This is a genomic window from Rossellomorea aquimaris, assembly GCF_003315075.1.
GTDB lineage: Bacteria > Bacillota > Bacilli > Bacillales > Bacillaceae_B > Rossellomorea > Rossellomorea aquimaris_C.
This window is the reverse complement of the sequence record NZ_QNRJ01000003.1, coordinates 75,339-100,692: the sequence shown is the minus strand read 5'-3', so window position 1 is coordinate 100,692 and position 25,354 is coordinate 75,339. Positions and strand designations below refer to the sequence as shown.

Genomic DNA, 25,354 nt, shown 5'->3' with positions numbered 1-25,354 from the left:
TTTCAGTGAACATATATATTAGACAAGCTTTTTCGAACGGAGGATTCGGGGAATGAAGGCAAGATTCATTTTTTACAGTATAGGATTACTGGCATTATCATTAGGAGTTTCTCTTATTATTAAAGGTGATTTGGGGGCGGCTCCCTGGGATGCACTGGCCGTTGGTGAATCTACTTTGTTCAACCTTTCCATCGGGACATGCATCTTCATCAATGGATGTATTCTCATCTGTATAAACGCTCTGTTATTGAGAAAGCCCATTCAATGGTTAGCTGCACTTTCCATCTTCGTCATCGGGATGATGGTTGATTATTGGATCACGATCGGTCTTGAAACCCTTGAACCGTCCGGATTCTTTCAGCAATTGTCTCTCGTGCTGACAGGTATATTGCTACTCGGCATCGGAATCTCCATTTATCTTCAAGCCAAGCTTCCTTCAAGCCCCATGGATACATTTATGGTCGCGATTCATAGACGGTTCGGTTTGAATTTACGTAATTCCCGTTTATTGAACGAAGCGATTGCCATTACGTTAGCCATGCTGTTTCATGGAGCGGTTGGCATCGGCACGGTGATTGTCGCCTGTACGCTTGGTTTTATTATTCATATCTTCTATCCTATCATGGAACGTATGTACGGGAAATGGAGTTGAATCATTTTTATTTTGTCTTGTTGTTCCATAAAAAAACACTTAGTGATTTTCCTAAGCGTTTGGGTTGTTCATATATGTATTGGGGAAATTGGAATCAAATTTTGCAACCTTATCACCATTTAATGGAAGATCGATCGTAACGACCGTTCCTTTATTCACAATGCTTGAATAATGGATATGACCACCCATGGCTTCGATGATGCGCAAGGATACCGAAGTTCCTAATCCGGTACCTTGGACCTTTGTTGTGAAAAACAAGGTGCCAATCCTTGAGATTTGGTCTTTAGTCATCCCTTTTCCTGTGTCTTCCACCGTGATGATGGCTTGTGTATGGGTGACTTCTAAATTCACGCTAACGTTTCCTTGAGGCGGAGTCGCTTCAATGGCATTCTTTATAATATTGACGAATGCTTGTTTCAACTTATTCCGATCTGTCAAAAGAAATCCATCCTCTTTCAGGTCCGCTTCAAGGTAAACACCCTCTTTGAGGGCATACGCATTCAGGAGGACCGTGACATCCGAGAGAACTTCTTTCACATTGATTTTCTCGATCTTTTCGAACTCTGGCTTAGCAAAATTCAAATAATCATTAATGATTTCCTCTGCCCTGCCTAACTCGCTCAATACGATTTTCAAATATTCATCATGAGTCCCTGTCACTTGCTTCTTCATTAATTGAAGGAATCCTTTGACGACGGTTAGAGGATTGCGCACTTCATGAGCAATGGAAGCAGCAAGTTCTCCCAATGTATTGAGCTTTTCAGATTTCAGGATCTCTTCACGAAGCAATCGTTTCTCAATCATCCACTCATTGAGTTGTGCAGCCACACCGACCCCTAATACCTGGATGCCCCCGAATATCAGAACGTAGATGCCCATTTCTTTATTACCCGAAACAGGAACTCCCGCGATGAATGCGAAAGACAAAAGGATTCCCAGCATCACAAGCGCTGGCCAAAATCCAAGTAACACGGCAAATGTTACCCGTTTCTTTGGTGGAAATGTCCAGAATCGATTGGAAATCAGGAAAGGAAGGGTCCCTGCAAGAAACGCACTTACAAATCCAAAAATGATGGCATCCCCGCCATTGATGACCCGTGCGGTTAAAATAAACACAAGAACAATGACCCCGGCTTTTCTCCCTCCATATAGCATTGAAAGAACCAGTGGAATGTATCGGAAATCCCAATACAATCCGAAACTTTCATAAGCGAATATTAAACACATGAACGCGGCAATCCCATGCAATACACCGATGAAAACAGGTGATTTACCGAGCCTGTGGTTTTCAAGGAGTGAAGTTTGAATGAGAACAGGAGCCAATATAATCAATACATGTAATAATAATTTCTCGATAATCATCGATTTGTCTCCCAATAAATATAGTCATTACTTTACACATACGACAAAATTCTCGTAAATCCTCTTTCATCTATCACAAAATCAAGAAAAAAGTAACGGAAGAGGGACGGACCTCGAGGGTTGCTGTCGAGGTCCGTCCCTTAAGTGAATTTCTAATCCAGTTTACCTTTGTAAGTGAGGTCTTTTGGTTCAAGGTGGTTGTATTGTCCTTGGAGTATTTTATGAATGTCTTGGATGGTCTGTTGGATTGGGACGCTTTGCCCTTTTGTTTGGGTGAATTCTTCTGCCACGTAGAATGGCTGGCTCAAGTAGGCTTCCAGTCGTTCTCCTATCTGAAATAGATCGAGATCGGCTTCAGGTATTTTTTCTTTACCGATTGTATTCAAGAGGACGCGGATTTCTTTGTAGCGCCTTAGCAGTTTCTTCGCTTTCTTATGAATAGTCGTGTGTCCTGAGTCCATGGCGTCATCTTCCAGTAAAATCGATGTCGACTGTACGGGGTGGATGGCTGGGTACATCCCCCGGGTAGAGAGATCTATATCGAAGTAACATAAGGTATCAAGGGGACCGAACGGGTCATCCTCATCCACTGCTTCACCGGTGGGATCGAATAATATAGTTGTGATCTCTGGATAACTCTCTCCTTCAAATCGTTCCCTCAATTCATATAATTCCCCTGAGACAATATAAGAACGGTCCACATATAGGAGAATTCTGTCTTTCTCCTCCATAAGGCTGACTTCTGAAAAGGCATCATCAATCGAGTGGCATTTCGCATCAACAAATCCTTCAAGGTCACTCAAACCAGGATAGGTTTTATCCGGCGTCAATAAGATCGATTGATATCCTTTTTCTTTCAGCACTTTCGTCATTTCCGCTAAAACAACAAATTGACCCACCTGCGATCTCGCCACGAATCCATTCGTTCCTCCATGGACAATCGGGGCAAACAAATCGAGCGTTTTGATTCCCGTTTCAATCATAGTTAGTTTCCCTCCTTGAATAATTAGTTCATCCAGCGTGCAATTGGCCAGATTCGCTAAAGTTACAATCGTTTTCACTTCGGCACGTCCCACTGAAATTTTTCCGGTACATAGATTAGATACCGTTGCAGGTCGTAACCCTACTGTTTTGGCAGCTGATGTTAAATTGGGTACACGCCGCCGCAGCAATGAAACATTCAACCTTAAATTCTCTTTCATGGTAAATATCCCCTCCTTACTTTATAGAGTAATATACTTTACTCCTAAAAGCAATAGGTTTTTTCATTAAACGTAATTTTTTTACCTCATAGAGTAATATATAGATAAAAAGTGAAAAACCTCTTTGCAGTAAATAGTCATTTTCTTCTATCACCTGATAATTTCATAAAGATTAACCCCTATAATACTACAAAAATTACAAATATATTTGTAACGTTCATACTATTGACCTATATAAGTATTTGTCAATGTCTGTTAGGCTTAAATTAAGTCAAATGACGAAAGAAGAATTAATATGACAGTAAATGTATTTTTAGACGATTACCGCCACTGTCCTCAAGGGTACATTCTCGCGAAAGACATCGATGAATGTATTGACCTGCTTCTGAATTTTTCTATCGCTCATCTTTCATTGGATCATGACTTAGAAAGCAAGACCCGCAATGGCTTAATGCTTGTACACTACATGGTGGAAAAGCAGCTATTTGCAGAACGGATCACGATTCATTCCGCCAACTCTGTTGCAGGCAAACAAATGTTCAAGTATTTAAAAGAGGCTCAGAGTGAACACAAGATGCCTAAATCAATCAAGATTTTGTTACGACCTTTACCTCTCAGATGAGTTATCATATAAAAAAGAACTGTTCCGGGAGCAGTTCTTTTTTTTTGTCCATTCATTTCAATTGGGTTTTTCTTACTATATAATGAAGGCGACAGCCATTTATAAAAGAGGGTTAAATTATGGAGTTTCTGAAAAAAATTCAATTTGTCGGAGGCAGAATAGCCAAAACCGGTATTGCCGTTTTTTTAACGGCTCTTGTGTGTGAGCTTTTAAATTGGCCAGCGACCTTTGCCGTCATTACAGCCATAGTCACCATCGAGCCCACAGCCGCCAATTCAATCAAGAAAGCATTCATCCGTTTTCCCGCTTCGGCGATAGGAGCACTCTTTGCGGTGATCATTGCTTCCACGTTTGGCGATCACCCCATTACATATGCCCTGGTCGCACTGCTCACAATCATCACCTGCCACAAACTCCATTTAGGGGCAGGTATCCTGGTCGCTACATTAACAGGGATTGCCATGATCCCCACCATACACGATCACTATGTAGCTACCTTTTTCATTCGCCTGGGGACGACCACCATCGGGCTGATTGTATCAACATTAGTGAACTTGTGGATCCTTCCACCAAAATACTCGAAAACGATTACGACCAAGATTCATAATCTCTATTTCAAAACGGGCAATTTATTAGAAAAAAGAGGCTCTGAAGTTCTTCAGAATCACTCTCTTCACCGGGATACAAAATTGATCTTCAATGATATTTTGAGAGACATAGAATCGACGGACACCCTTTGCGAATACCAAAAGGAAGAATGGAAGCTTCACCGCTCCAGTCGTGAGGAATTGCGTTATTTCCATTATGAGTACAAAAAACTGAACCTTTTAAGGCAGATCCTTTTCCATATTGGGAACTTAATTTACTTACCTGTTCAGTATTCATTCAGTGAAGAAGAGAAAGATCGCATCTTACATGCGACTCAATCGTTGAAAGGGATCATGCATCATCCCTCGTTTCACATTCCTGAACAACATTTCACTCTTATGAAAGATTTACTCGAGGAATTCTGGGACGATCATGAAGGACTTCATACAAAACCCTTTCAGTCCATGAAGCATCACTTTTCCTGTGAAACGGTCATGCTATACGAATTACTATCCATTCACGACCTTTTAGAGGAGCTCAGTGAAATACATGTACTAGAAGCTCAGCATCAAACCGTCCTGGAAAAAACGTTACACCCGTAGACACTAATAAAGGTATAGACAATATCCTGTCTATACCTTTTCTATTAAAATCTTATTTCAAAGCGTTATTCGCTAACATTCCTATCACCATATCATCCATCGGCGGATTGTGAAGTCCTGCCCTGACATCACGATAGTATCGCTGCATCGGGTTCGAGCGGAAAAGGCTTTTGGCTCCAACAATTCTCATGGCGGTGTCCACAATGTGAAAAGCGCTGTTCGTGACAACATGTTTTACAGAAGCAAGCTCTGAAGCCATGTCTTTCCGTTTTTCAGGCTCCCTCACCCACTTGTCAGCTACTGAATAGAGAATTTGCCTGGCCTTAAATAGCTCTAATTCAATTTCACCAATTTTCCGTTGAACTTCAGGTACATCCTTGATCGGTCCCGGCAGACTGTTTGGTGAATAGTCCTTCGCAAATTGGATGGCATAGTTGCGTGCGGCTATAGCAACTCCTATATAGCAAGCGGGTATGTGCAGAAGCCATGCTTTAGGAAGATCATTCTTCCCTCTTGGGTTTACACTATCACGTTCGACCAGGGCAGAAGATGGGAGATGAACATCCGTGAGAACAAGATCATCACTGCCCGTTCCTTTCATGGAAATCGTATCCCACGTTTCTTCGATGCTAACTCCTTCCTGGTCATGATCCACCAGGAAGAATCCTTTCTCTTCGGTGTCACCAATTGTGGCTGATACTAAAGAATAATCCAGAACTCTCGCCATAGAAGTAAAGGACTTCCTGCCTGTTAAACTCCATCCCTCTTCGGTTTTCACTGCTTTGGTTTCGGGAAGTCCTCCACGAGTGGGGCTCCCCGTTGCCGGTTCGGATGCTGCCCGGTTAATAAGAGCGCTGTTGGCTACAATCTCCTCACACAGTTCCTTGAACACCCCTTCATCCCAAATCCGGTTTTCCGTCAGTTCCATCAGTCCCCCGAGATGCCAACCAATGGACAAAGCCGTTGCCGCGTCCCCTGTAGCTAGCCTTTCTTGAATCATCACCAGCTCATATAAGCTGATTTCTTCTCCGCCGTACTCTTTAGGAAGAGATAATGTTCCATACCCCTTTTTCTTCAGGTCGTTGAAATTTTCATAAGGAAATTCATCCTCCCTGTCATACGCTTCCCCTCGTTCAGAAAAAGCATCAGCAAGCTCACCAGCTAAATCAACCAGATTTCTTTGGCGGTCATTCTGTATATACGGTTCATATAAGTCCATTCAAACTGCACCTCCTGAATAATATCACGTTTTTACATCTTTTATTTATCATAATCAATTCACATGTCTAACTCAAAGATATTGTTTACTAATCTGATCGGAATACACTTTTACCATTTTTCGTATAAATCCATTTTTATTAAACCAATCTAAGAGTAAGTTATCTCGTCATCCTTATAGGAGGGAACCATCGTGAGTCATAAAAAAAATAAAATTTACATATTTATTCTGATGCTCGTTTCTTGGTTATTTCTTTTTTTTGCAGGAAAAGAGAGTTTAAAAAAGTATTTACCTGCCTCTATGTTTATGTCATTGCTCGTTTATTCCGAAAATATTTTCGCAGAAAGAGTGAAATGGTGGACCATCACTTCCAGGCTCTTCCCGAAAGTGAATGGCATTATGCCTTTTGTGATTGGGGTATTCCTGAGTGGCTCTGTATGGATCCTTAAATTCACTTATAAAAATATTTATCTTTATTTGTTTGTTAATATTCTGGTTGATACATTCTTTTCATACCCTTTTTACTCGCTTTTCAAAAAACTCGGTGTGTGGAAGCTGATCAGATTAAAGCAGTATCAGCTATCACTCCTGTTTTTCATTAAATCATTACTTATGTATGCGTTTCAGAAGTATATCGGTGATCGGCTTTATTCGAGGTTTTTTATATGACTCTTTTCTTAAGATTTGTTGCTTTATAAATGTGATAGTGCGATAACAGGGACCGTTACTTTCCGCTCCAGCCACTTGCTTTCCGCGGGGAGGAAGTCAAGCCTCCTCGGGCTTTGCCCTGTGGGGTCTCGACCTTTCCTCTATCTCCCGCAGGAGTCAAGTGCCTTCCGCTACAATCCACTCTGTACTTCTTTATTATGGGTGCATTGGACTACAAACCAAATAGGACATTGAAAGTCAGGTAGAAGTCCCCAAATATACCTAAAAATGAAACAGGCAAGAGGCTACCAGAAAGACAAAAACAGATTCGTTTAGAAAACACCCTTCACTTTAAAAAGTTGGTGTTCTCTAATTGTTTGGAATCCTAATAGCACTGTTCATCACAATAACCATGATACGAAAATAGTTTTAGAAAAACCGAAAAAAACCTGCTGCCCAGATTAGGCAGCAGGTTTTTTATAGGTTAGGAAGCATTTTCTTTGTCTTCTACTTTGTACTCCTGCTCCCAGAACTCTGCATTCTTGATTCCGAGCTTTTTGGAGTTGAAGACTGGGTCAAGGCCTTGTTTCTTCTGTTCTTCGTAATCCTTAAGTGCTTTTAAAGCAGGTTTGGCAAGGATAAGGATGGCGATTAAGTTCAGCCACACCATGATTCCGAGACCGATATCCCCCAGTGCCCATGCTAATGCGGCTTCTCTTACTGCTCCATAGAATGTGGCAGCAAGCAGGACAACCTTCAAAATACCCATCGCCACTTTTGAATTCTTACCTCTCAATAAGTAGGCAACATTCGTTTCCGCCATATAGTAGTAAGCCATGATCGTTGTAAAAGCAAAGAAGAATAAGGCGATCGCGACAAATGATGCTCCGAATCCAGGGATGACTGATTCGATGGCTGCCTGTGTATAACCAGGCCCGGCTTCGATGCCTTCTAAATTATTCGCAAGCATGGTTCCATCAGGCGCTTCTGTGTTGAAGGATCCCGTAAACAGGATCATGAATGCGGTAGCCGAACAAACCAGAAGAGTATCGATGTACACGGAAAACGCTTGAACCAGCCCTTGTTTAGCAGGGTGGGACACTTCAGCTGCCGCTGCAGCATGTGGTCCTGTACCTTGACCTGCTTCGTTGGAATAAATTCCGCGTTTCACTCCCCAAGATACGGCCATCCCGATGATTCCACCGAATGCTGAATCAAAGCCGAATGCACTTTTGAAGATAAGGGCAAAAACTGCCGGGATTTCAGCAATATTCATTCCTACAATGACAAGAGATAGAAGAATATAGGCAATCGCCATAAATGGGACTACGTAAGAAGCTACTCCAGCGATACGTTTGACACCACCGAAAATGATGACCCCGATTAACACGACAACACCAATACCCGTTACTGTTGTACTAAGCCCAAATGCATTTTCAAGACCCAATGCAATGGAGTTTGATTGAATACCAGGCATCAAAATACTCATCGCAAGCAATGTAGCCAGTGAGAATAGAACGGCATACCATTTCCAACCGATCCCTTTTTCAATATAATAGGCTGGTCCTCCACGGTATTCCCCATCCTGCTTCACTTTGTAAATTTGAGCAAGTGTGGACTCAATGAAGGCACTGCTTGCACCGATGAATGCAATCGTCCACATCCAGAAAACCGCCCCTGGACCACCGAAAGCGATGGCCGTTGCTGTACCGGCGATGTTACCCGTCCCGACACGTCCTGATAACGACAGCGCCAAGGCCTGGAATGAAGACACACCTGCTTTGGAGCTGCCCCCCTTAAACATTTGAACCACCATATCTTTAATCAACCGGACTTGTAAAAACTTCGTTAAAATAGAAAATAATAATCCTACACCCAAACAGAAGTAAATCATGACCGGAGACCAAAGTATTCCTACCAACTTGCCAACTAATTCTTCCACGGCATTTCCCCCTTTTCTTTGTAAAAATGTTCTAACTATTAAGAATTATATTTTATTTGACACAAATTAGACAATCTTTTTTTATGACGGATTTTTCTTAAACGTGGAAAAACCCTTATATGACAAGACTCTATACTCATAAAAAAATATTTGGGCAATCTAAAAAAGGGGTGAAAATATGTCGAGAAGAAAACTTCTTGTACCTGAATCCCGGGCTGCGATGGATCAATTAAAAGCGAAAGTCTCTGGTACGCTAGATCCCCAAGAAGCGAAATATGAAATCGCCAAGGAACAAGGTATTCCTCTGCAAAAGGGTTATAATGGAAAATTAACGTCTGAGCAAGCAGGAAAAGTTGGCGGTAGAATTGGCGGTAACATGGTGAAGGAGCTTGTGCGAATGGCTCAGGAGAATTTAAATAAGAAATAACATAAAGAAGGCTGACAATTAGTTAAGTGTCAGCCTTCTTTATGTTATTTCTCCCTGAGGATTTCTTTCAACTTATCCAGGTCTTTATAAATTTCTTTTTCTAATGAGCGATTGTAGAAGATCGATGCAGGATGAAAGGTCGGAAATATGGAGTAGCTTTCATCGCTCATGACCCACTCGTTTGAATCAAGATCTTTTAACCGCCTGACTTTAGCGTGAATCAGCCGGCCATGCCTTTGTGATATCGTATACTGATTCCCCAATAGTCTTTGTAACCCGATATTCCCCAATGTTACAAGTTGTTTAGGCTTAATATGCTGCATCTCATAATCCAGGATCGGAGCATGGGCCAGCTGTTCTTTACGATTCGGAGCCCTGTTATACTTCTTCTCCACAATCTCATTTTCCCCTACTTTCTTAGGGACCATTTTATAAGGTCTGCTTCTGACCGTTGAGGTAAAATAAATGTCTTCCCTTGGAACCTCCAGATACTGAAAGAACTCATCCAGCACTTTTCCTGCCCGCCCACTAAACGGCATTCCATTATGAATCTCGGTTTCACCCGGGGCTTCCCCAACAATCATGATCGTCGGCTGCTCCGGGCCGCGTCCGTATACAAACCCCTCACAGGGATACGGCTCCATCCTTTTCTTACAGATATCGACTAGCTCTTCCGGTATCACGCTCATCATCCTTTGTTTCTTTGTTATTTTCGTTATTCCCGGACAGTACCTGAATTACACATTACCATGTTTAATTTACCTTCATCAAAGGAATAGTATGGATATAAATGAACCTTTAAAGGAGATGGATTGTGTGTCACAAGCTGAACTGAAACAACAAATCTTAAAAGTGCTCGATGAAAGCAAAGTAGGGACACTCGCAACGGTTAAAAATAATAAACCTCACTCCCGTTATATGACGTTTTCACATGATGAGCTGACTCTATATACGCCAACAAACAAGGAAACCCATAAGACAGATGAAATTGAGGACAACCCGAATGTACATATTCTTCTCGGCTACGAAGGAGAGGGGTATGGAGATACCTTCGTCGAAATCGAAGGTCGCGCCTCCATTGAAGAGTCCACTCATTATAAGGAAAAACTGTGGAATGACCATATGAAAAGATGGTTTGAAGGGCCAGACGATCCGGAATACATCGTCCTCAAAATTCAACCTGTCAGCATCCGCTTAATGAACGATGATGAGGATTCGCCGCAGTCACTTGAATTATAAATTCCCTTGACACGTTTTAATTTTGATGTTATATTTAGTTATTGTAATCTTGTAACATACATTAAAACGATAGAGAAGATAATTCGTAATTCTATTCTGTTTTGATTTAACAACTTATTCACACTGGATCGGCTTCGGAGCCGTTAGGATGTAAGAGAGGTAGGGCTTACGTCGTTTAGGTATATCAAACGACTCAAGGAATTGCCCGCGGCTGTTTATTATCTGCAAACAACGTTCAAGATATAAATATATTACTTGTGATGTTGCAAGTTACAGAGTTGCCTTTATCCGATTAAGGCAACACCAAAGGGATCGCTAACGGGATGATTAGCCCCTTAAAGAAAAAAACACCTCAAAAGTGCTGACTTTTGAGGTGTTTTTTTGTATTCAGGATGAATGCCGTTCGCATTTCCGTCAGTTTTGCAGTCGATTTTCCACCGATTTTATTTTCAAATCCCAGAATTCATTTTCAAAACCGGAATTCCCGCGAAGATTCATACAACCCATCAGCCGCTCTCCTTCAGCTGACTATGATACAACCCATGATAGAACCCTCTTTGCTTGAGAAGCTCATTATGAGATCCCCGTTCAATGATTCTTCCTTGATCAAGGACCAGTATTTGATCGGCCTGGCGGATGGTGTTAAGACGGTGGGCCACCACTACACTTGTTCTCCCCTTCATCAATCGCTTGAGGGCTTCCTGAATCTTCAGCTCTGTAATCGTATCGATGCTGCTCGTGGCTTCATCTAGAATCAGGATCGACGGATTTGAAAGGATCGCTCTTGCAATGGATAATAACTGTTTCTGTCCCTGGCTGATCCCGCTGCCATCATGTCTTAACATGGTATCGTAGCCCTCAGGCATTTTCTCTATGAAGGAATGGGCATTGGCCAATTTCGCCGCTTCCCTTACTTCTTCATCGCCTGCCTCGAGTCTGCCGTAACGGATATTGTCTGCAATCGTTCCTTGAAACAGGAAGCTATCCTGCAGGACAAAGCCCATCTGCTGTCGAAGACTCTTTCGTTTGATCGTTTGGATATTCTGGTCGTCAATCTCAATGGTGCCTTCATTCAGTTCATAGAAACGAGACAGAAGGTTGGTAATCGTCGTTTTACCTGCTCCTGTCGGTCCGACCAAAGCAACGGTCTCACCCGGTGTAATGGTGAAGGATACATCCTGAAGCGTTTGATCCCCTTTTTCATACGAGAAAGAAACGTGTTGAAATTCTACTTTCCCTTCAACGGAATCGATTTCCACGGCATCCCCCTCATCCTTGGCTTCTTCCTCTTCGTCTAAAATTTGAAAGACTCGCTCAGCACCGGCAATGGCTGATAATAGCGTGTTATATTGGTTCGCGAGCTCATTCAACGGACGGGTGAATTGACGGGCATATTCAGCAAAGATCACAATGACTCCAATGGTGATCATGCCATTTAATGCGAAGATCCCTCCGACTCCGGCAATGACGGCAAAGCTCAAATTATTCAACACATTCATAAGCTTCGGAATAAAACCGGAATAGGTATCAGCCCAATAAGCAGCCGTTCTCAATCGTTGATTTTTTTCTCCAAAATCCTTTATGGCAGTATCCTCACGGGAAAAGGTTTTAATGATGCTGTGCCCCGAAATCGTCTCTTCGATATAGCCATTTAGCTCTCCGATATTTTGTTGATATTGTTTAAACAAACGTCCTGTCCTTTTCGTAATCCACTTCATACCGAGAGCCATCAGAGGAACGATGGTTAAAGTGATCAAGGTAAGCAACGGACTGAGCCAGAGCATGATCGAGACGGTCCCCGCTAATGTCAGGACACTGGATATGATTTGAATGAACGAACTATTCAACGTGGCACTCACATTATCAATATCATTTGTCACTCTGCTCATTAATTCCCCATGCTTCCGTTTGTCAAAGAAAGGGATCGATAGTTGATGCAATTGATGAAAAAGGTCCTTCCGCAAGCGATAGACCGTATCCTGAGCCACACCGATCATCCAATAATTCTGGAACCATACGGACAGGGAGTGGAAGATGTACACTGCCACTAAACCGATAACAAGACCAATCAATCCGGAAGTCTCTTTCGTTACAATGTATTCATCAATCGCTTTCCCCACAAGGAAAGGCCCAAAGAGAGCTGCTGCTGAACTGATGAACACCATTAAAATCACGAGATACAGGATCACTTTCATTTCGGAAAGGTAGTTCCAAAGACGACGCAGCGTCCCTCGTGCATCTTTCGCTTTATCGTTTTTCCCCAGTTTCTTTCGGACGTGCTTAGACATGATGTATTTCCTCCTCTCCGAATTGAGATTGAAAAATCCGCTGATAGAGAGAGGAATCTTCCAATAGGGATGTGTGGGTCCCCTCTCCGATTAACACTCCATCTTCAAGGAGCAGAATCGTATCAGATTCCATGGCTGTACTTATTTTCTGTGTAATGATCATCGTCGTACATTCGTATTGCTTCAGAGCTTGAAGCAGCTTGGATTCTGTTTTCAAATCCAACGCACTCGTACTATCATCCAGTAATAAAATCTTCGGTTTTCGAATAAGTGCTCTCGCAATCGACAGACGCTGTTTCTGTCCTCCTGAAAGATTGACCCCTTTTTGACCGAGTACTGTGTCATATCCATGGGAGAGATTCAGGATGGTCTCATGGATTTGGGCATCCTTTGCAGCTTGGATCATTTCTTCCCTGGTGGCATCTTCTTTTCCCCATAGGAGGTTTTCTGATACTGACCCGGAAAACAGGACCGCTTCCTGGGGCACGTACCCAATATTTTTCCTTACGTGATCCAAAGAGATGGATCGGATGGATTGACCATCCAGTTCCACAGACCCTTCCGTCGTATCGTACAGGCGGGGAATGAGTTGGAACAGGGATGTCTTACCGGATCCGGTGGCTCCCAGGATCGAAACCGTTTCGCCAGCCTTCACTTTAAACGATACACCTGCCAGCACCTTCCCACGGGTGGAAGGGTATTGAAACGATACATCTTTAAATGTAATCTCTCCGTTCATCACTGTGTTTTCCTGTCGTACTTCCTCTCCGTCTTTCAAATCAATCTCGGTTTGCAGAACCTCTTCTACCCTGCCGGCTGAAGCCCTTGCTCTTGAAAAGCTCGTAATGATAAATGAGAAAATTGAAAAAACAGAAGAGATTCTCGTAACATAGGTGACAATCGCTACGACTTCTCCAACACTCGCCCCACCTGTGGCCACATCTATACTTCCAAACCACAAAACGGATAGGAGGGCCAGATTCATCACGAGCATCAGAAGCGGCATGATGATTTCCATAAAACGAAGAGCCTTCACAGTCCGATCCTTCAAATCTTCATTCGCACCATGGAATCGGCTTTCTTCATACTTGCTTCGTGTATAAGCTTTAATTACCCTCATCCCGGAGAGGTTTTCCTTCATGACCTCGTTCACTTTGTCGAGACGGGATTGAACTCTTTCAAAAAGACTCCATCCCCGTTTCAGGACCCATAACAGGAACAGCCATAATACCGGAATCACGATTAATAAAATAAGGGCAAGACGAGCATTGACGATGAGTGCCATGATCGCTGATCCGACAACTAGCAGCGGGGCCCTTAGCATAATGCGCAAACTCATGAAGATTGTATTCTGCAATTGCCTTACGTCATTGGTCATCCTGGTGATCAAGGATGATGCAGGGAGCTTATGAAAGCTTGCAAAGGAAAACGACTGAACCTTTTTATATAAGCTTTCCCGCACATCATAGCCAAATCCCTGACTCGTGTGAGCGGCGAAAAATGAATTCGTCACGCCTGAAATAAACGCGAGGAGAGACATCCCCACCATGATGAAGCCCCATTTCATCACCACGTCCAGGTCTCCATTCATAATTCCTTCATCAATAATCCGTGCCATAAACAGCGGATTTAATAGTTCAACAGCAAGCTCTACCAGCATTAAACTCCAGGCAACCGCCATGGCAACACGGTAAGGCTTTAAAAAATGTATGACCTTCAAATGAACACCCCTCTGACAAAAGACTTCCATTATGTATATATGTATCATCATATCGTTTTTTTATGCCGGGTGGTAGTTGGAAGTGTTATGGCGGAAGCTGAAGGTCATTTTCGTAGAACTTATCAAATCTAAATCGTTTTCCCTAACAAAAAAGAGGCTGGGACAAATCTAAAATCCCACGATATAAAGACGAACAATAGAAGTGTAGGTTCCTAATACCGCTAATGATTTCCGTGCAAGACTACGCTTTCCGCGGGTAGCCCGTGAGCCTCCTCGGCAAGCCTGCGGGGTCTCACATAAGCTACTTTTCCCGCAGGAGTCTTCGTCTTGCACTCCAATCAACCGCTGGAAACAGATAAAATCAAGTGTACCGAAAATAAATAATAAACCCGAACATATCTGCCAACTAGGAAGCAGATTTGTTCGGGTTTTACTTAGACTAAAACACTTTTGTCCCAGCCTCTTTTTTTATTATTGATTAAAAGGAGGTGTATCTGTTCCGCCATTGTTAGGTCTGTTCTTTTCTTCTTCAATTTTCCGATCCAGTTTAGAAAGGTATTTTTGTGCAAAGTCCTTTCCACCCAGACCAAAGGCCAAACCGAAGGCTAGTGCCAGTCCACCGAGAATCAGCATGAAGGCAATATTGACGATGGAGTCAGCCACTTTTAATTGATCCAAGGCCATGAAGAAGCTTAAGGCAATGATGGCATATTTCGTGATGGTTCCAAGTACTTGGAAGTTATCACTCAATACGTTGGATATGATGCTCTTGACTAAGTTACCTAAGTATAAGCCTGCCCCAAGAATGACGATGGCTGCCAATACATGCGGTAAATACGCAAGGACACCTGTTGCCAGAGCGACCAGGAATTCCAATCGCACAATTTCCAGGGCTTCTACAACAAATAGAAAAACAATGATGATCTGAACGACTCTACCTACAAGTCCTGATAGATTCATATAAGTTGAGCCTGTTGGTTCATACGGATTCTTATTAGTATTTATTCGTCCAATACCCATATTACGTAAGAGAGAATTGAATCCTACCCGGTTCAATAAACGGGCAACCATGGCTCCAACCCATTTACCAACCCAGATTCCCGCAAGAATGAGTAGAATCGCAATCGCAATATTCGGAAGCATCACAAGGACCTGATTCAGCATGTTAATCGCCGGGTCTGAAATCCCACGAATGTTCAGCTGATCCAATGCAGAAATCGTAACCGGAATCATAATGAGCACGAATACAATCGTACCAATGACCGATGAAACCGTTGTTCCCTGAAAGAGCTTGTTAATGCCGAATCGTTCAGCGACTCTCTCTGTTCCAATCGCCTGTAAGAAGTTCGTGATAATATCCCGGACGATTTTGGCTACAAACCATCCAACCAGGAGAATGATAGCTGCGGCAAACAGTTTAGGAATAAACCCTAGGAAGTTTTGGAGCATTTCCGTGAAAGGCCCTGAAACCCCTGTGATATTAAGAGCTGCTAACACCCCCGGTAAGAATATGAGAAGCACGAGATAGAAGACAATTCTAGCAGCCGTATAGACATAGCGATGTACATCGTTTTCATCTTTCGCTAATTTAGATCTTACCAGAGTGCTTTTAACTGCGGGTCTCGTACCCAGTTTCTCTATCAATACCTTCAGTACAGAAGCAACGATCCATGCAAATAATAGAATGAGTGCTGCTTTTAATACATTGGGAATCGCCGCTGCCATCGTACTCAGCATACCGACTAAAGGTGAAGCAATGAAGTTCAAGTCCAACATGTTGAAGAAGGCAATAAACACGAACACAAGCAGAATAAAGTACACAATTTTACTTATGACTTTCTCCGATGTCCATTTCCGTTCTCCGTTCCTGCTGCCAAAATAAAGGTTGTCATCAATCTTCACCCGTTTTAAAATTCCGTAAACAGCTTTTTCGACAGCCTTTGCAATGATCCACCCGATCAATAACACTAATAAAGCCAATAACAGATCAGGAAGCTTCCCTAAGTACCCGTACCATTCTTGCGTTATATCATTGTTCATTCGATGTTCTCCCTTCAATTATGGAAATTGTATAATGCTAATACTTATCTACCCCTAGATTTTTTTTCAAAACCTGACAAAAAAAGATAGTCTAAATGATACATCAGGGAGTCTTAAGTAATAGAAACCCCTTAAGGCAGAGCGCCTTAAGGGGTTTCATCATGGGAGGTCAATCGCGTTTTCTTCTATAAAATCGTCTAAAGAGTAAGCAGTCACTTTCTTATGTGATACTGTATAAAGCTGATTATCAATATATAGGAGTCTTTGAATCTGGTCTTCCCACTGTTCGTAATCTTCTTTGTTTTTGTTTTCTTCATCTGTGAGCTGAGATTTTAAAACGATTCCCTTTTCAGGTGTGATTTCATAAAGAAGGGCACCTTGATAGTCAAAATCCAGTTCATGCCTGCTTCCCTCTTTTTCATGATAAACAGAAATGGGAAAACCATATAGATTTCTTGAAGGTTCATGAAGCAATGCTTTGTGATCTTCCAACAAATAAGAGTGAGTACCCGTCCCCCCTATTATTTCAGTGTCCGTTTCCTTCGGATGCTGAAAGTCTGTAATATCAAACAAAGAGACCTTCATTCCGCGTCTAACGATTCTCGGTTCCTCATTGGTTGCTTTGTTATCATCCACCACTTTCGTATCAAAACCAAACCCGATGAGGTGATGCTCATCAATGGGGTGAAGATAGGTGCTGAAACCAGGAATCTTCAACTCCCCCAATACCTTTGGAGCTTTCGGATCTGCCGTATCGATGACAAAAAGGGGATCGACTTCTTTGAAGGTGACCATATATGCCTTATCTCCCATAAACCTGACAGAATAGATTTGTTCTCCCCTGGCTAAATCCGTTACTTCGCCAACATTCTTCATGTTTTCATCTAAAATATAGAGAGCGTTGGATGAAGGTGAATCACTGTTCCACACCTCCCCTTTTGTCGTTGCAATCCGAAAGTAGCCTTCATGTTCATCCATGGAAAATTGATTTAACACCCTTCCTTCCACATTCCCTGATGAAGAATACGCAATGTTCCCATCACGGACGGAAAATTTATAAATCTCCGTATTGGAAGAGGTCCAGCCGTTCATATCATCTTCATTGTATTTTTCTACAGCCACATAAAGATTGTTTTTAGACATATATACTTTATCGCCGCTTCCAAGATAGGATTGAATGTTTAGAGAAGCTTTGGGATCCTCCATATTCATTGCTGTCAATAAGGTATAGTTAGGGGACTGGGACTGCGGAAAATACTTAATGTCCTGTATTGGAAGCGGCGTCATTTCATCACCTGTTAAACTATCTTTCACCCGGGGTCTCAGATCAGGATTTTGCCCCTGTTCGATCGTCCAGTAGTTTGGATACAAATTCGAAATGAAATAGACAGTGGAATCAATCTTCCTGGACGTCACATATTGACCTTCAAGCTCAACATGCCTGAGGAGAGATGGTTTTTCTTTGTCGGAGATATCATACAGAAGCGCAACAGTCGTTCCGTCTACAGGCATAGTGGAAGCGATTGACTTTTGTTTATCCTCTTGAAAATGGGCAGGCGCCCAGCTGTTACCGATGACGAGCAGCTTATCTTTCTGTAAAAATAGATGGTGGGGCTGCATATTTTCTTTATAGCTGGTAGAAGATACTACTTTCATTTCCTTGACAGGATTCGCCTTTGTAATCAGCAGCCTACGGTCGGTTAATTGGTAAATATAGCTTCCATCAGTCTTCACTATATCCCCTTCGTCAACTCCTTTGACCTGATTATTCGTTTCAGAAAAATTGGATCCCGATTGAGACGACTCTCCAGCCGCACTATCTTCCGATGACTCGGACTCCATAGTTCCCTCTCTTCCGAATAGGGAAAACTCCGTATCTTCCTTATTTTTCTTTAAGATTTGTTTAAAATAGTTCGTTAGCTCTTCCTTGGATTGAATTCTGGGTAGTTTAGAGGTTACAGAAAAAGGGATTTCTGTGTCTCCGTTATAGGAAAAACCCCATTTGGTTTTCACTTTCGGAGAGATATGAAGTGTATACTGGTGTGGGTCAGAAGGATACCCTCCTGACGGTGCTTGAATTTGCAGGGTCTTTCGATTTTCATTCAACTTGAAAGAGACATTGATCCTCTCTCCATTGGAGTCTTCTACATAAATGTTCTGGGGCGTCACCGTTTCTTTCTTTAGTGCCGCTGAAAATTGCAGATTCCATGAGTTATTCTCCATTACGAGAAGATCCCCATCCATCTTTCCCTCGGCCATCACAACAGGTCTTTGACTATACGCAAACGTTCCAAGCGCCACCAGCAGCACAATACCAGCAATAATGAGCAGATACGACTTCTTACTCATGTATGACCCTCCTATATGTTCTATTTGTTGATTAGACGTTGGGGGGCAGAAAATGTTACATGGGCGCGGAGTCTGCAGGGAGATTCATTTCGTCCAACTTTGTTTCTATGCTCTGCTGAAGCCAAGAAAAAAAGACCCCACAAAAGTAAGGTCCGTCCCTCTATCTCATTCGTCTTGCGCTTGCGTTCAGGCGTGCGTTTCGGATGACTTGGTTGATGACTTCTGAGAAAATGAGCCCGATGGCGATGGAGCCTGAGATCATGAAGGCTTTTGCTGCCAGGTTGATGGCGGCATTATAATCGTTTTGAACGAAGTTTCTCATGGCATCGTACGCGAGTCCTCCAGGTACAAGGGGGATAATGCCGGCTACAGAGAAGATGATGACCGGGGTTCTATATATTTTCGCAAATACCTGACTGATCACAGCCACCACAAAGGAGGCAAGTAATGTCGCAAGGACCGCATCGGCGTCGTTTAAACTCATAAGTATGTATATGATCCAGCCTAACATTCCAACAATTCCGCATTTGAAAAGGGACTGCTTTGGAGCGTTGAAAATGATTCCGAATGCAGCAGCGGCGATGAAGCTGGTCACTAATTGTTCGATGATGTGCATTCCCTTTTCACCTCAATCTTTTTTCCTAATCCTAAACAAAGTCACCCTACGTCAGAGTGAAAACTACGGCAATACCCGTCCCGATGGCAAACGCTGTTAAAAAAGCTTCTGCTCCCTTCGATAAACCCGATACCAAATGCCCTGCCATTAAATCCCGCACGGCATTTGTGATAAGGAGCCCGGGAACCAGAGGCATCACTGATCCTATAATAATCTTATCCAACTCCTGTCCGACTCCAAGCTGGACGAATCCATAGGAAAGCATTCCGATAATAAAGGAAGCAAGAAACTCAGCAAAGAACTTGATGGGAACGAGGCGGTGTAAATATATCAGGCTTGTAAACCCGACACCTCCTGTGATCAGAGCAGGAATGAAGTCCTTCCACATCCCCTGGAACATGATGAGAAAACAACCACTGGCAATCGAAGCGGCCAATACTTGAATCACAAAGGAGTATGATAGATCAGATTGATCCAGTTTTTCCAGGGCATTGTAGGCTTCTTCAAGGGTGAGGTGCCCCTTACTGATTTGCCTTGAAATACTATTCACGAGGGTTACCTTTTCCAGATCGGTCGACCGCTCGTTAATTCGAATCAGCTTCGTTTTCGTTGGTTCAGACGTTTCAATCGAAAAGATGATTCCGGTAGGCGTCACATAACTGTGAGATTCTGAAATCCCATAAGAAGCGGCGATACGCATCATCGTATCCTCGACGCGATACGTCTCTGCACCACTTTGCAACATGATCTTACCCGCCAGCAAGCTGACTTCCATAATGTCATATCTTCTTATCATTTTTGCTTCCATACGATCTCTCCACACGTGCTATTTTTTGAATAGGTCTAGTTTATAGGAAAGAAGGGGTGTAATCAATGAGGAATGGGATGATTTAACGTAGTTTTAATCTGTGTAGAGGGTGTTAGGGTCGAATGATCGAGCAACTTGTCGAAAAATCTCCAGTCTCCGAATCTTTACTTGTCATCCTCCTATTCCCTTTTCTCTCTTCCTTTTAAAAAGAATGTACAAAGCAGTGACCAGCACAAACCCTGTCAGAACCAACAGTTGATATTCTTCTGCCAGCCCCATAATCACTTCTCTATCACCCTCATAGAACTTGCCTATACTTAAGAATAAAAAGGTAGACGGAGCAATACCCAACATAGTAAGGAGAGAATACACTTTCAGATTCATTTTTGCCATGCCTGCCATGAAGGGAATTACATTTCCTAAGTGAAGGGGGCTTGCGATCGCTACGCTCCAGATTCCGTAGCTGCTGAACTTTTCCTGCGCTTCTTTAAGCTTCTTCCGTTTTTCAGGGTTAAGCTTTGCCTCAAGCTTCACACCTAATGTTAAGCTGATAAAATAAGGAATATAGCTCCCGACTGTATAAAGTAAGCTTCCTACTAGAGAAATGACTCCTATCTCCAGCCACGTTAATTCTAAAATAAATCCCATTGTTACGATAAAAAAAGTGCCCACAAAAGGGAAAGCACTTCCTTCAATAAATAAAGAAAGCAATACACTCCATACCCCCCAGTCAGCCGTGTGATTTGCCATGATTTCTTCCATCAAGGTCACTCCTATGCGTACGAATATCTTAAGTATAAAAAAATCGACAACATGCAAACAGTAGCTGTAGAAGTAATTGCTTCTAAGACCTGGGGTGTATTTTCCCAACGCTCTTTTCGTAAAGATTTTTTTAAACATTCGTTCTGCAAGGCTCTGTCAATTAGTGTGTGCTGGATGATGAGGGGAACTGCTCCGCTTGCAGCTAGCGTTCGGCCGAGCCTCCTCAGCTTAGCCGAACGGGGTCTCGGCACGCCCGTACTTCTGCAGGAGTCTGCGCAGTTCCCCTCACCATCTTTAATAGTTTTTTTGTGACAGAGCTTCAATGTGTACCAGAAAACAATATAAGTAGAAAAAATAATTCTTCTTTCCTAAAAGGACAAATCAATCTCTACTTACCTTAAATGAGATCGTTTGCTAAAAAGCTTGTTTTAATTGTTTTCGATTAAGGATACATGCTCAGAAAGTTGATTCTCGCTGCAGGATGATCGACTCCTGCGGGAATAGCTGGACAGGTGAGACCCCGGAGGCGCAGCCGAGGAGGCTCACCGCCAGCCCCGCGGAAAGCGAGCATCCTGGAACGGAAATCAACTAGTACTATCTTATCTACAATAGCAACAAGCTTTACGAAAAGATCCCTTCACAAAAAAAGACCAGCCTCTTTATAGGAGCGGGTCCGGATGATCTATGATGCCTTCTGACTAATTCTGATTTCTATGTTCACACCTTTTTATGTTTTATACATGAAAAAGAGATTTTAATAGATAAGAAGATTACTTTTTCAGACTTGATCAAGGTGACTCATTAAGAGGGTCGTGAAGTATGATGACGGGCATTGACTTAGGGGTAACCATGAATCCATAGACTTTACCATCCTTGTCCTTATACGCTACAGAATAATCTCCAAACTGGGGTGAGAATTCGACGTTTTGGTATTCGAGGTCAAGATCCTGATACTTCAGGCTAACATACAGGTTGGTGGCGATTCTTGCGGTCAGGTGTTGCACACTGGAAATCCGGTTGGCTACTATTATGAGGATGATTGCTAAACACAGTAACATGACTTTCTTTGTTCCAGACAATCTGATCATTCATCAAGCCCCCTTTTATTTCTTCATGACTACTATACTCCTATACTCTCTATTATATACCTATTCACTGAACCATGACAAAAGAGCTACTTTTTTTAGTAACGGGTTCCGTTTCCTGTCGCAAAATCCGAAAATGCAGCCTAATTTGTACTACTTTTTGTATCTGTTATTGCGATTAAAAATAAATGGCTCAGTTCACTATATTGAGCCGTTTAACCTTTTTGGAAAAGAGCGGCCTCTCACGGACCCAGAGATGAGGAATCAGCATGCTGTGATAAATAAGCGGAGAAATTTCTCTTATTTAGGAAAAAAAATAAAAAACACCTTAAATAGACGGAAAAATTCCGACTATTGACTCGTAAAACGTGTAAATGGGTAATTTTAATTTGCTTAACCGGAAAAATTCCGCCTATATACCCCGTACCTAGCTCTATTCTGCAAACTAAACGGAAAAACTCCGGTTATTTTAATATCACTGGTTACTAAATTAAGGATAAGACTTCACATTAACATATATAGGGAATTTGAATGTGTAGTGTAGCATTTTTGGCGTGACAAATTGTATACCAAATTGAGGGTAAAATGGTAGGGGTACAACAGCCATTTTACCCCTACCATTTGCGGTGCAATTTCCTATATAAAATCCCCTATAAATGGATTTAAACCAATGAAAAATGCGTATGCATTTAATAGGCAAATGGATGCGCATTTTAACTTACATTTTTAATGTTGACGATAGTTAACGGAACCCGTTATTTTTTTATCAGCTCTTTTGTCTTGTATATAATCTCCAAATTAATATGACTCTCGATTATTATTTCTACAGTGTTAAACAACCGTTTAACCCTTTCTACCTTGTCAGATCAACAACTTTCTCTCTTAATCAAACGTTTGTTTAGTTGTCTAACATCTTCACCAAACGGGAAATTTGGGTATGTAATTCATCGATTGGAACGAATCGGGCCTTCCTGAACATTTCTTTTCCCTCTACAAATACGATGACGACCGGTACAGTGAAGATGGAGTACTCACCGGCTATTTCCGGCATTTCTTCTACGTCGGCATGAATGGACTTTATATCTTGAAACTCTTCCAGCAGCCCTTTCACTTGGGGTAGCAAAGCATGACAAACAGAGCAGTTGCGTCTGGATATGTATAGTAACACCATCTTTTCCCCTGCCAGTGTAGCCTTGATGGTTTCTAAAGAATGAACTTCTTCCATATCTTATGGCCTCCCTTCTGTGATTTCACCTTCATAATAGGTATACCCACATCTCCAAACGTTTACCATTAAAAACCTGCGGGAAAAGATAAACGACAAAACAATTTGAATGATGGAGGCGACCTGAAATGAAACCGACTGTCAAGGAATTTTATGACGATAAGGAATTAATTACAGAAGTTGAAAAGCTTTCTTCTCAAGGAGTGGACAAACATAATCTTTATGTATTATCCCATGATGATGACCGGACGGACAGAGTAGCTGATGGAGCGGACGCCAATGAAATCGGTGTAAAGGAAACAGGCATCGGGACTGCAGTGGGGAACATGATTCTGAATAAAGGCGACGAACTCCGAAACAAGCTGATGGAAGTTGGATTTTCTCACGAAGAAGCGGATCAGTACGAAGAAAAGCTCGATGAAGGAAAGATATTATTGATTGTTAAGAACTAACCTTTTAGAAAATTGACTTAGGATGATTCCCCGGAATCATCCTTTTTTGTCTTGAAAAACATAAAGCTTCCCGTTTACCGGTCTTCTAAACTTAGGACCTCTAAACCCTCGTTTAATCAGCTCTTTTCTCATAAACAGCATAATTCCGCCATGGCCTACAATGAGAACGTCCTCACCCTCTTGCATGACCGTATCGACAATGCCGTTGATTCTTTTGAGGATCTCATTCTTACTTTCAGGCTGAGAACGATGATTAAACCACCAGGCTACACGGATCATAAACAAATGTAAAAACAGTGGAAGCTTCCTCTTGGAACTGAATATGGGAGATAGTCTGATTTCACGTAGTTCCTTCAACGATACGATATCCCCGGCATAGACATTTCGAGCTGTTACTTCTGCCCTGGTTAAGTCACTTGCGTAGCACTTCCTCCACTCAATATCATGAAGATCAACCTCATTCTCTTCTACATCAGACTCATCGTACTCTTCTACCCAATTCATTAGTTCTTCGGATGTCACAAATCTATCAGGATATCCTCTTGTTACTTTAAAATGCCTCACGAGACCAATCTTCACACTTTCGCCCCCTCCCTTTTCATTATACTATTATTTGGAAAAGAAAAAAGCATGCGATCTAAGCCGCATGCTTACTTTTATTATCCCAATGATACGTCCAGAATCATCATCACAACAAATCCAAGCATGAGTCCCAATGTAGCCAAGTCTGTACTTCCAGAGGATTGAGACTCTGGGATCAGCTCTTCTACTACCACGAAAATCATGGCCCCTGCGGCAAAAGCAAGTGCGTAAGGAAGCAATGGCTGCACTAAAAGGACAGCAGCTGCACCAATTACGGCAGCCATGGGTTCAACGATGGCTGAAAGCTGACCATAGTTGAAGGACCTCAGACGTGACATTCCTTCTCCGCGCAACGGAATGGACAGGGCCGCACCTTCAGGCATGTTCTGTATGCCAATTCCGATTGCAAGCCCGATTGCCCCTACCAATGTTGCGTCACCAAGTCCCATTGACGCCGCCCCAAAAGCCACACCGATGGCTAAACCTTCAGGAATGTTATGAAGGGTGATTGCAAGAAATAGTAAGGTTGATTTTTTAAATTTAGTTGGAGGTCCCTCGGCTTTTTCCGCTGAGTTCCCGAGATGCAAATGAGGTACTACAAAATCCAACAGTCTAATAAACAGGCCGCCAAGCAAAAAACCAATAGCAGGAGCGAGCCATGGAATCTGACCATTTTGCTCACTGAACTCTATAGAAGGAGCAAGAAGTGACCAAAACGATGCCGCTATCATGACACCTGCAGCAAATCCAAGCATCATATTCAATGTATGCTTTTCAATTTTGGTGAAGAAAAAAACCGATGCAGCCCCCAGTGCGGTTAACCCCCATGTCAGCGTACCGCCAAACAGAGCCTGGACAACTGGATTGAATCCACTTAACCAATCTAAGAACATGCCAATCCTCTCCTCCGATCAAAAATTTTCA

Annotated in this window: 23 protein-coding genes; 7 read left to right on the top strand and 16 right to left on the bottom strand. The window is 42.4% G+C overall.

All coding sequences use genetic code 11. The annotated features are described in order from the left end of the window. The first annotated feature begins 52 nt into the window (after positions 1-52). On the top strand, positions 53-652 hold the full coding sequence (locus DET59_RS05215; RefSeq protein WP_113968555.1) for a YczE/YyaS/YitT family protein: 600 nt from the start codon (positions 53-55) through the stop codon (positions 650-652). 51 nt (positions 653-703) lie between these two features. On the opposite strand, the gene DET59_RS05210 is transcribed toward DET59_RS05215, so the two are convergent. After that, complete coding sequence (locus tag DET59_RS05210; RefSeq protein ID WP_397540920.1) at positions 704-1,960, bottom strand: ATP-binding protein; 1,257 nt, start codon at positions 1,958-1,960, stop codon at positions 704-706. 206 nt (positions 1,961-2,166) lie between these two features. Next, positions 2,167-3,216, bottom strand: a complete 1,050-nt coding sequence (locus DET59_RS05205; RefSeq protein WP_113968553.1) for an ATP synthase beta subunit C-terminal domain-containing protein — start codon at positions 3,214-3,216, stop codon at positions 2,167-2,169. Positions 3,217-3,511: 295 nt separating this feature from the next. Between DET59_RS05205 and DET59_RS05200 the strand changes: the two genes are divergently transcribed. Next, positions 3,512-3,838, top strand: coding sequence for a cyclic-phosphate processing receiver domain-containing protein (locus DET59_RS05200; RefSeq protein ID WP_113968552.1), 327 nt, complete (start codon positions 3,512-3,514; stop codon positions 3,836-3,838). A gap of 119 nt (positions 3,839-3,957) precedes the next feature. After that, positions 3,958-5,028, top strand: a complete 1,071-nt coding sequence (locus DET59_RS05195; protein WP_113968551.1) for an aromatic acid exporter family protein — start codon at positions 3,958-3,960, stop codon at positions 5,026-5,028. 52 nt (positions 5,029-5,080) lie between these two features. Here the strand turns inward: DET59_RS05195 and DET59_RS05190 are convergent, their stop codons facing one another. Continuing rightward, entirely contained in the window at positions 5,081-6,247 is a 1,167-nt protein-coding gene (locus DET59_RS05190) for an acyl-CoA dehydrogenase family protein (protein WP_113968550.1), read from the bottom strand. Positions 6,248-6,439: 192 nt separating this feature from the next. Between DET59_RS05190 and DET59_RS05185 the strand changes: the two genes are divergently transcribed. Beyond that, entirely contained in the window at positions 6,440-6,916 is a 477-nt protein-coding gene (locus DET59_RS05185; protein WP_258549575.1) for a hypothetical protein, read from the top strand. Positions 6,917-7,379: 463 nt separating this feature from the next. Here DET59_RS05185 and DET59_RS05180 read toward each other — a convergent pair whose 3' ends face one another. Continuing rightward, on the bottom strand, positions 7,380-8,789 hold the full coding sequence (locus DET59_RS05180) for an alanine/glycine:cation symporter family protein (RefSeq protein WP_113968775.1): 1,410 nt from the start codon (positions 8,787-8,789) through the stop codon (positions 7,380-7,382). A 226-nt stretch (positions 8,790-9,015) separates the two neighbouring features. Between DET59_RS05180 and DET59_RS05175 the strand changes: the two genes are divergently transcribed. Then, positions 9,016-9,264: an alpha/beta-type small acid-soluble spore protein gene (locus DET59_RS05175; protein ID WP_113968549.1), complete on the top strand. Its 249-nt coding sequence runs from the start codon at positions 9,016-9,018 to the stop codon at positions 9,262-9,264. A gap of 44 nt (positions 9,265-9,308) precedes the next feature. Here the strand turns inward: DET59_RS05175 and DET59_RS05170 are convergent, their stop codons facing one another. Beyond that, entirely contained in the window at positions 9,309-9,953 is a 645-nt protein-coding gene (locus tag DET59_RS05170) for a uracil-DNA glycosylase (protein ID WP_113968548.1), read from the bottom strand. Between the two features lie 127 nt (positions 9,954-10,080). Here DET59_RS05170 and DET59_RS05165 point away from each other — a divergent pair, with 127 nt between their 5' ends. Beyond that, on the top strand, positions 10,081-10,503 hold the full coding sequence (locus tag DET59_RS05165; RefSeq protein ID WP_113968547.1) for a pyridoxamine 5'-phosphate oxidase family protein: 423 nt from the start codon (positions 10,081-10,083) through the stop codon (positions 10,501-10,503). Positions 10,504-11,009: 506 nt separating this feature from the next. Here DET59_RS05165 and DET59_RS05160 read toward each other — a convergent pair. The 9 genes from DET59_RS05160 to DET59_RS05120 all read right to left on the bottom strand — a co-directional run bounded on the left by DET59_RS05160 (position 11,010) and on the right by DET59_RS05120 (position 23,396). Then, positions 11,010-12,791, bottom strand: coding sequence for an ABC transporter ATP-binding protein (locus DET59_RS05160; protein WP_113968546.1), 1,782 nt, complete (start codon positions 12,789-12,791; stop codon positions 11,010-11,012). Continuing rightward, on the bottom strand, positions 12,784-14,541 hold the full coding sequence (locus tag DET59_RS05155) for an ABC transporter ATP-binding protein (RefSeq protein WP_113968545.1): 1,758 nt from the start codon (positions 14,539-14,541) through the stop codon (positions 12,784-12,786). The genes DET59_RS05160 and DET59_RS05155 overlap by 8 nt, the downstream gene beginning before the upstream one ends. Positions 14,542-14,982: 441 nt before the next feature. Continuing rightward, the gene (locus DET59_RS05150; protein WP_113968544.1) at positions 14,983-16,551 is read right to left on the bottom strand and encodes a mechanosensitive ion channel; all 1,569 of its coding nucleotides are present in this window, start codon (positions 16,549-16,551) and stop codon (positions 14,983-14,985) included. A 159-nt stretch (positions 16,552-16,710) separates the two neighbouring features. Further along, positions 16,711-18,900, bottom strand: coding sequence for a beta-propeller domain-containing protein (locus tag DET59_RS05145; protein ID WP_113968543.1), 2,190 nt, complete (start codon positions 18,898-18,900; stop codon positions 16,711-16,713). 160 nt (positions 18,901-19,060) lie between these two features. Continuing rightward, positions 19,061-19,516: a threonine/serine exporter family protein gene (locus tag DET59_RS05140; RefSeq protein WP_113968542.1), complete on the bottom strand. Its 456-nt coding sequence runs from the start codon at positions 19,514-19,516 to the stop codon at positions 19,061-19,063. Between the two features lie 46 nt (positions 19,517-19,562). Beyond that, entirely contained in the window at positions 19,563-20,324 is a 762-nt protein-coding gene (locus DET59_RS05135; RefSeq protein WP_113968541.1) for a threonine/serine exporter family protein, read from the bottom strand. Positions 20,325-20,495: 171 nt separating this feature from the next. Continuing rightward, positions 20,496-21,086 (bottom strand): DedA family protein, encoded by a 591-nt coding sequence (locus tag DET59_RS05130; protein ID WP_181778056.1) that lies wholly within the window; start codon positions 21,084-21,086, stop codon positions 20,496-20,498. 788 nt (positions 21,087-21,874) lie between these two features. Then, entirely contained in the window at positions 21,875-22,174 is a 300-nt protein-coding gene (locus DET59_RS05125) for a hypothetical protein (RefSeq protein WP_113968539.1), read from the bottom strand. Between the two features lie 895 nt (positions 22,175-23,069). Continuing rightward, entirely contained in the window at positions 23,070-23,396 is a 327-nt protein-coding gene (locus DET59_RS05120) for a thioredoxin family protein (RefSeq protein WP_113968538.1), read from the bottom strand. Between the two features lie 128 nt (positions 23,397-23,524). Here DET59_RS05120 and DET59_RS05115 point away from each other — a divergent pair, with 128 nt between their 5' ends. Further along, complete coding sequence (locus DET59_RS05115; RefSeq protein ID WP_113968537.1) at positions 23,525-23,848, top strand: YflT domain-containing protein; 324 nt, start codon at positions 23,525-23,527, stop codon at positions 23,846-23,848. Between the two features lie 36 nt (positions 23,849-23,884). Here the strand turns inward: DET59_RS05115 and DET59_RS05110 are convergent, their stop codons facing one another. Then, positions 23,885-24,427, bottom strand: coding sequence for a histidine phosphatase family protein (locus DET59_RS05110; protein ID WP_113968536.1), 543 nt, complete (start codon positions 24,425-24,427; stop codon positions 23,885-23,887). 80 nt (positions 24,428-24,507) lie between these two features. After that, positions 24,508-25,323: a ZIP family metal transporter gene (locus tag DET59_RS05105; RefSeq protein WP_113968535.1), complete on the bottom strand. Its 816-nt coding sequence runs from the start codon at positions 25,321-25,323 to the stop codon at positions 24,508-24,510. Positions 25,324-25,354 lie beyond the last annotated feature (31 nt).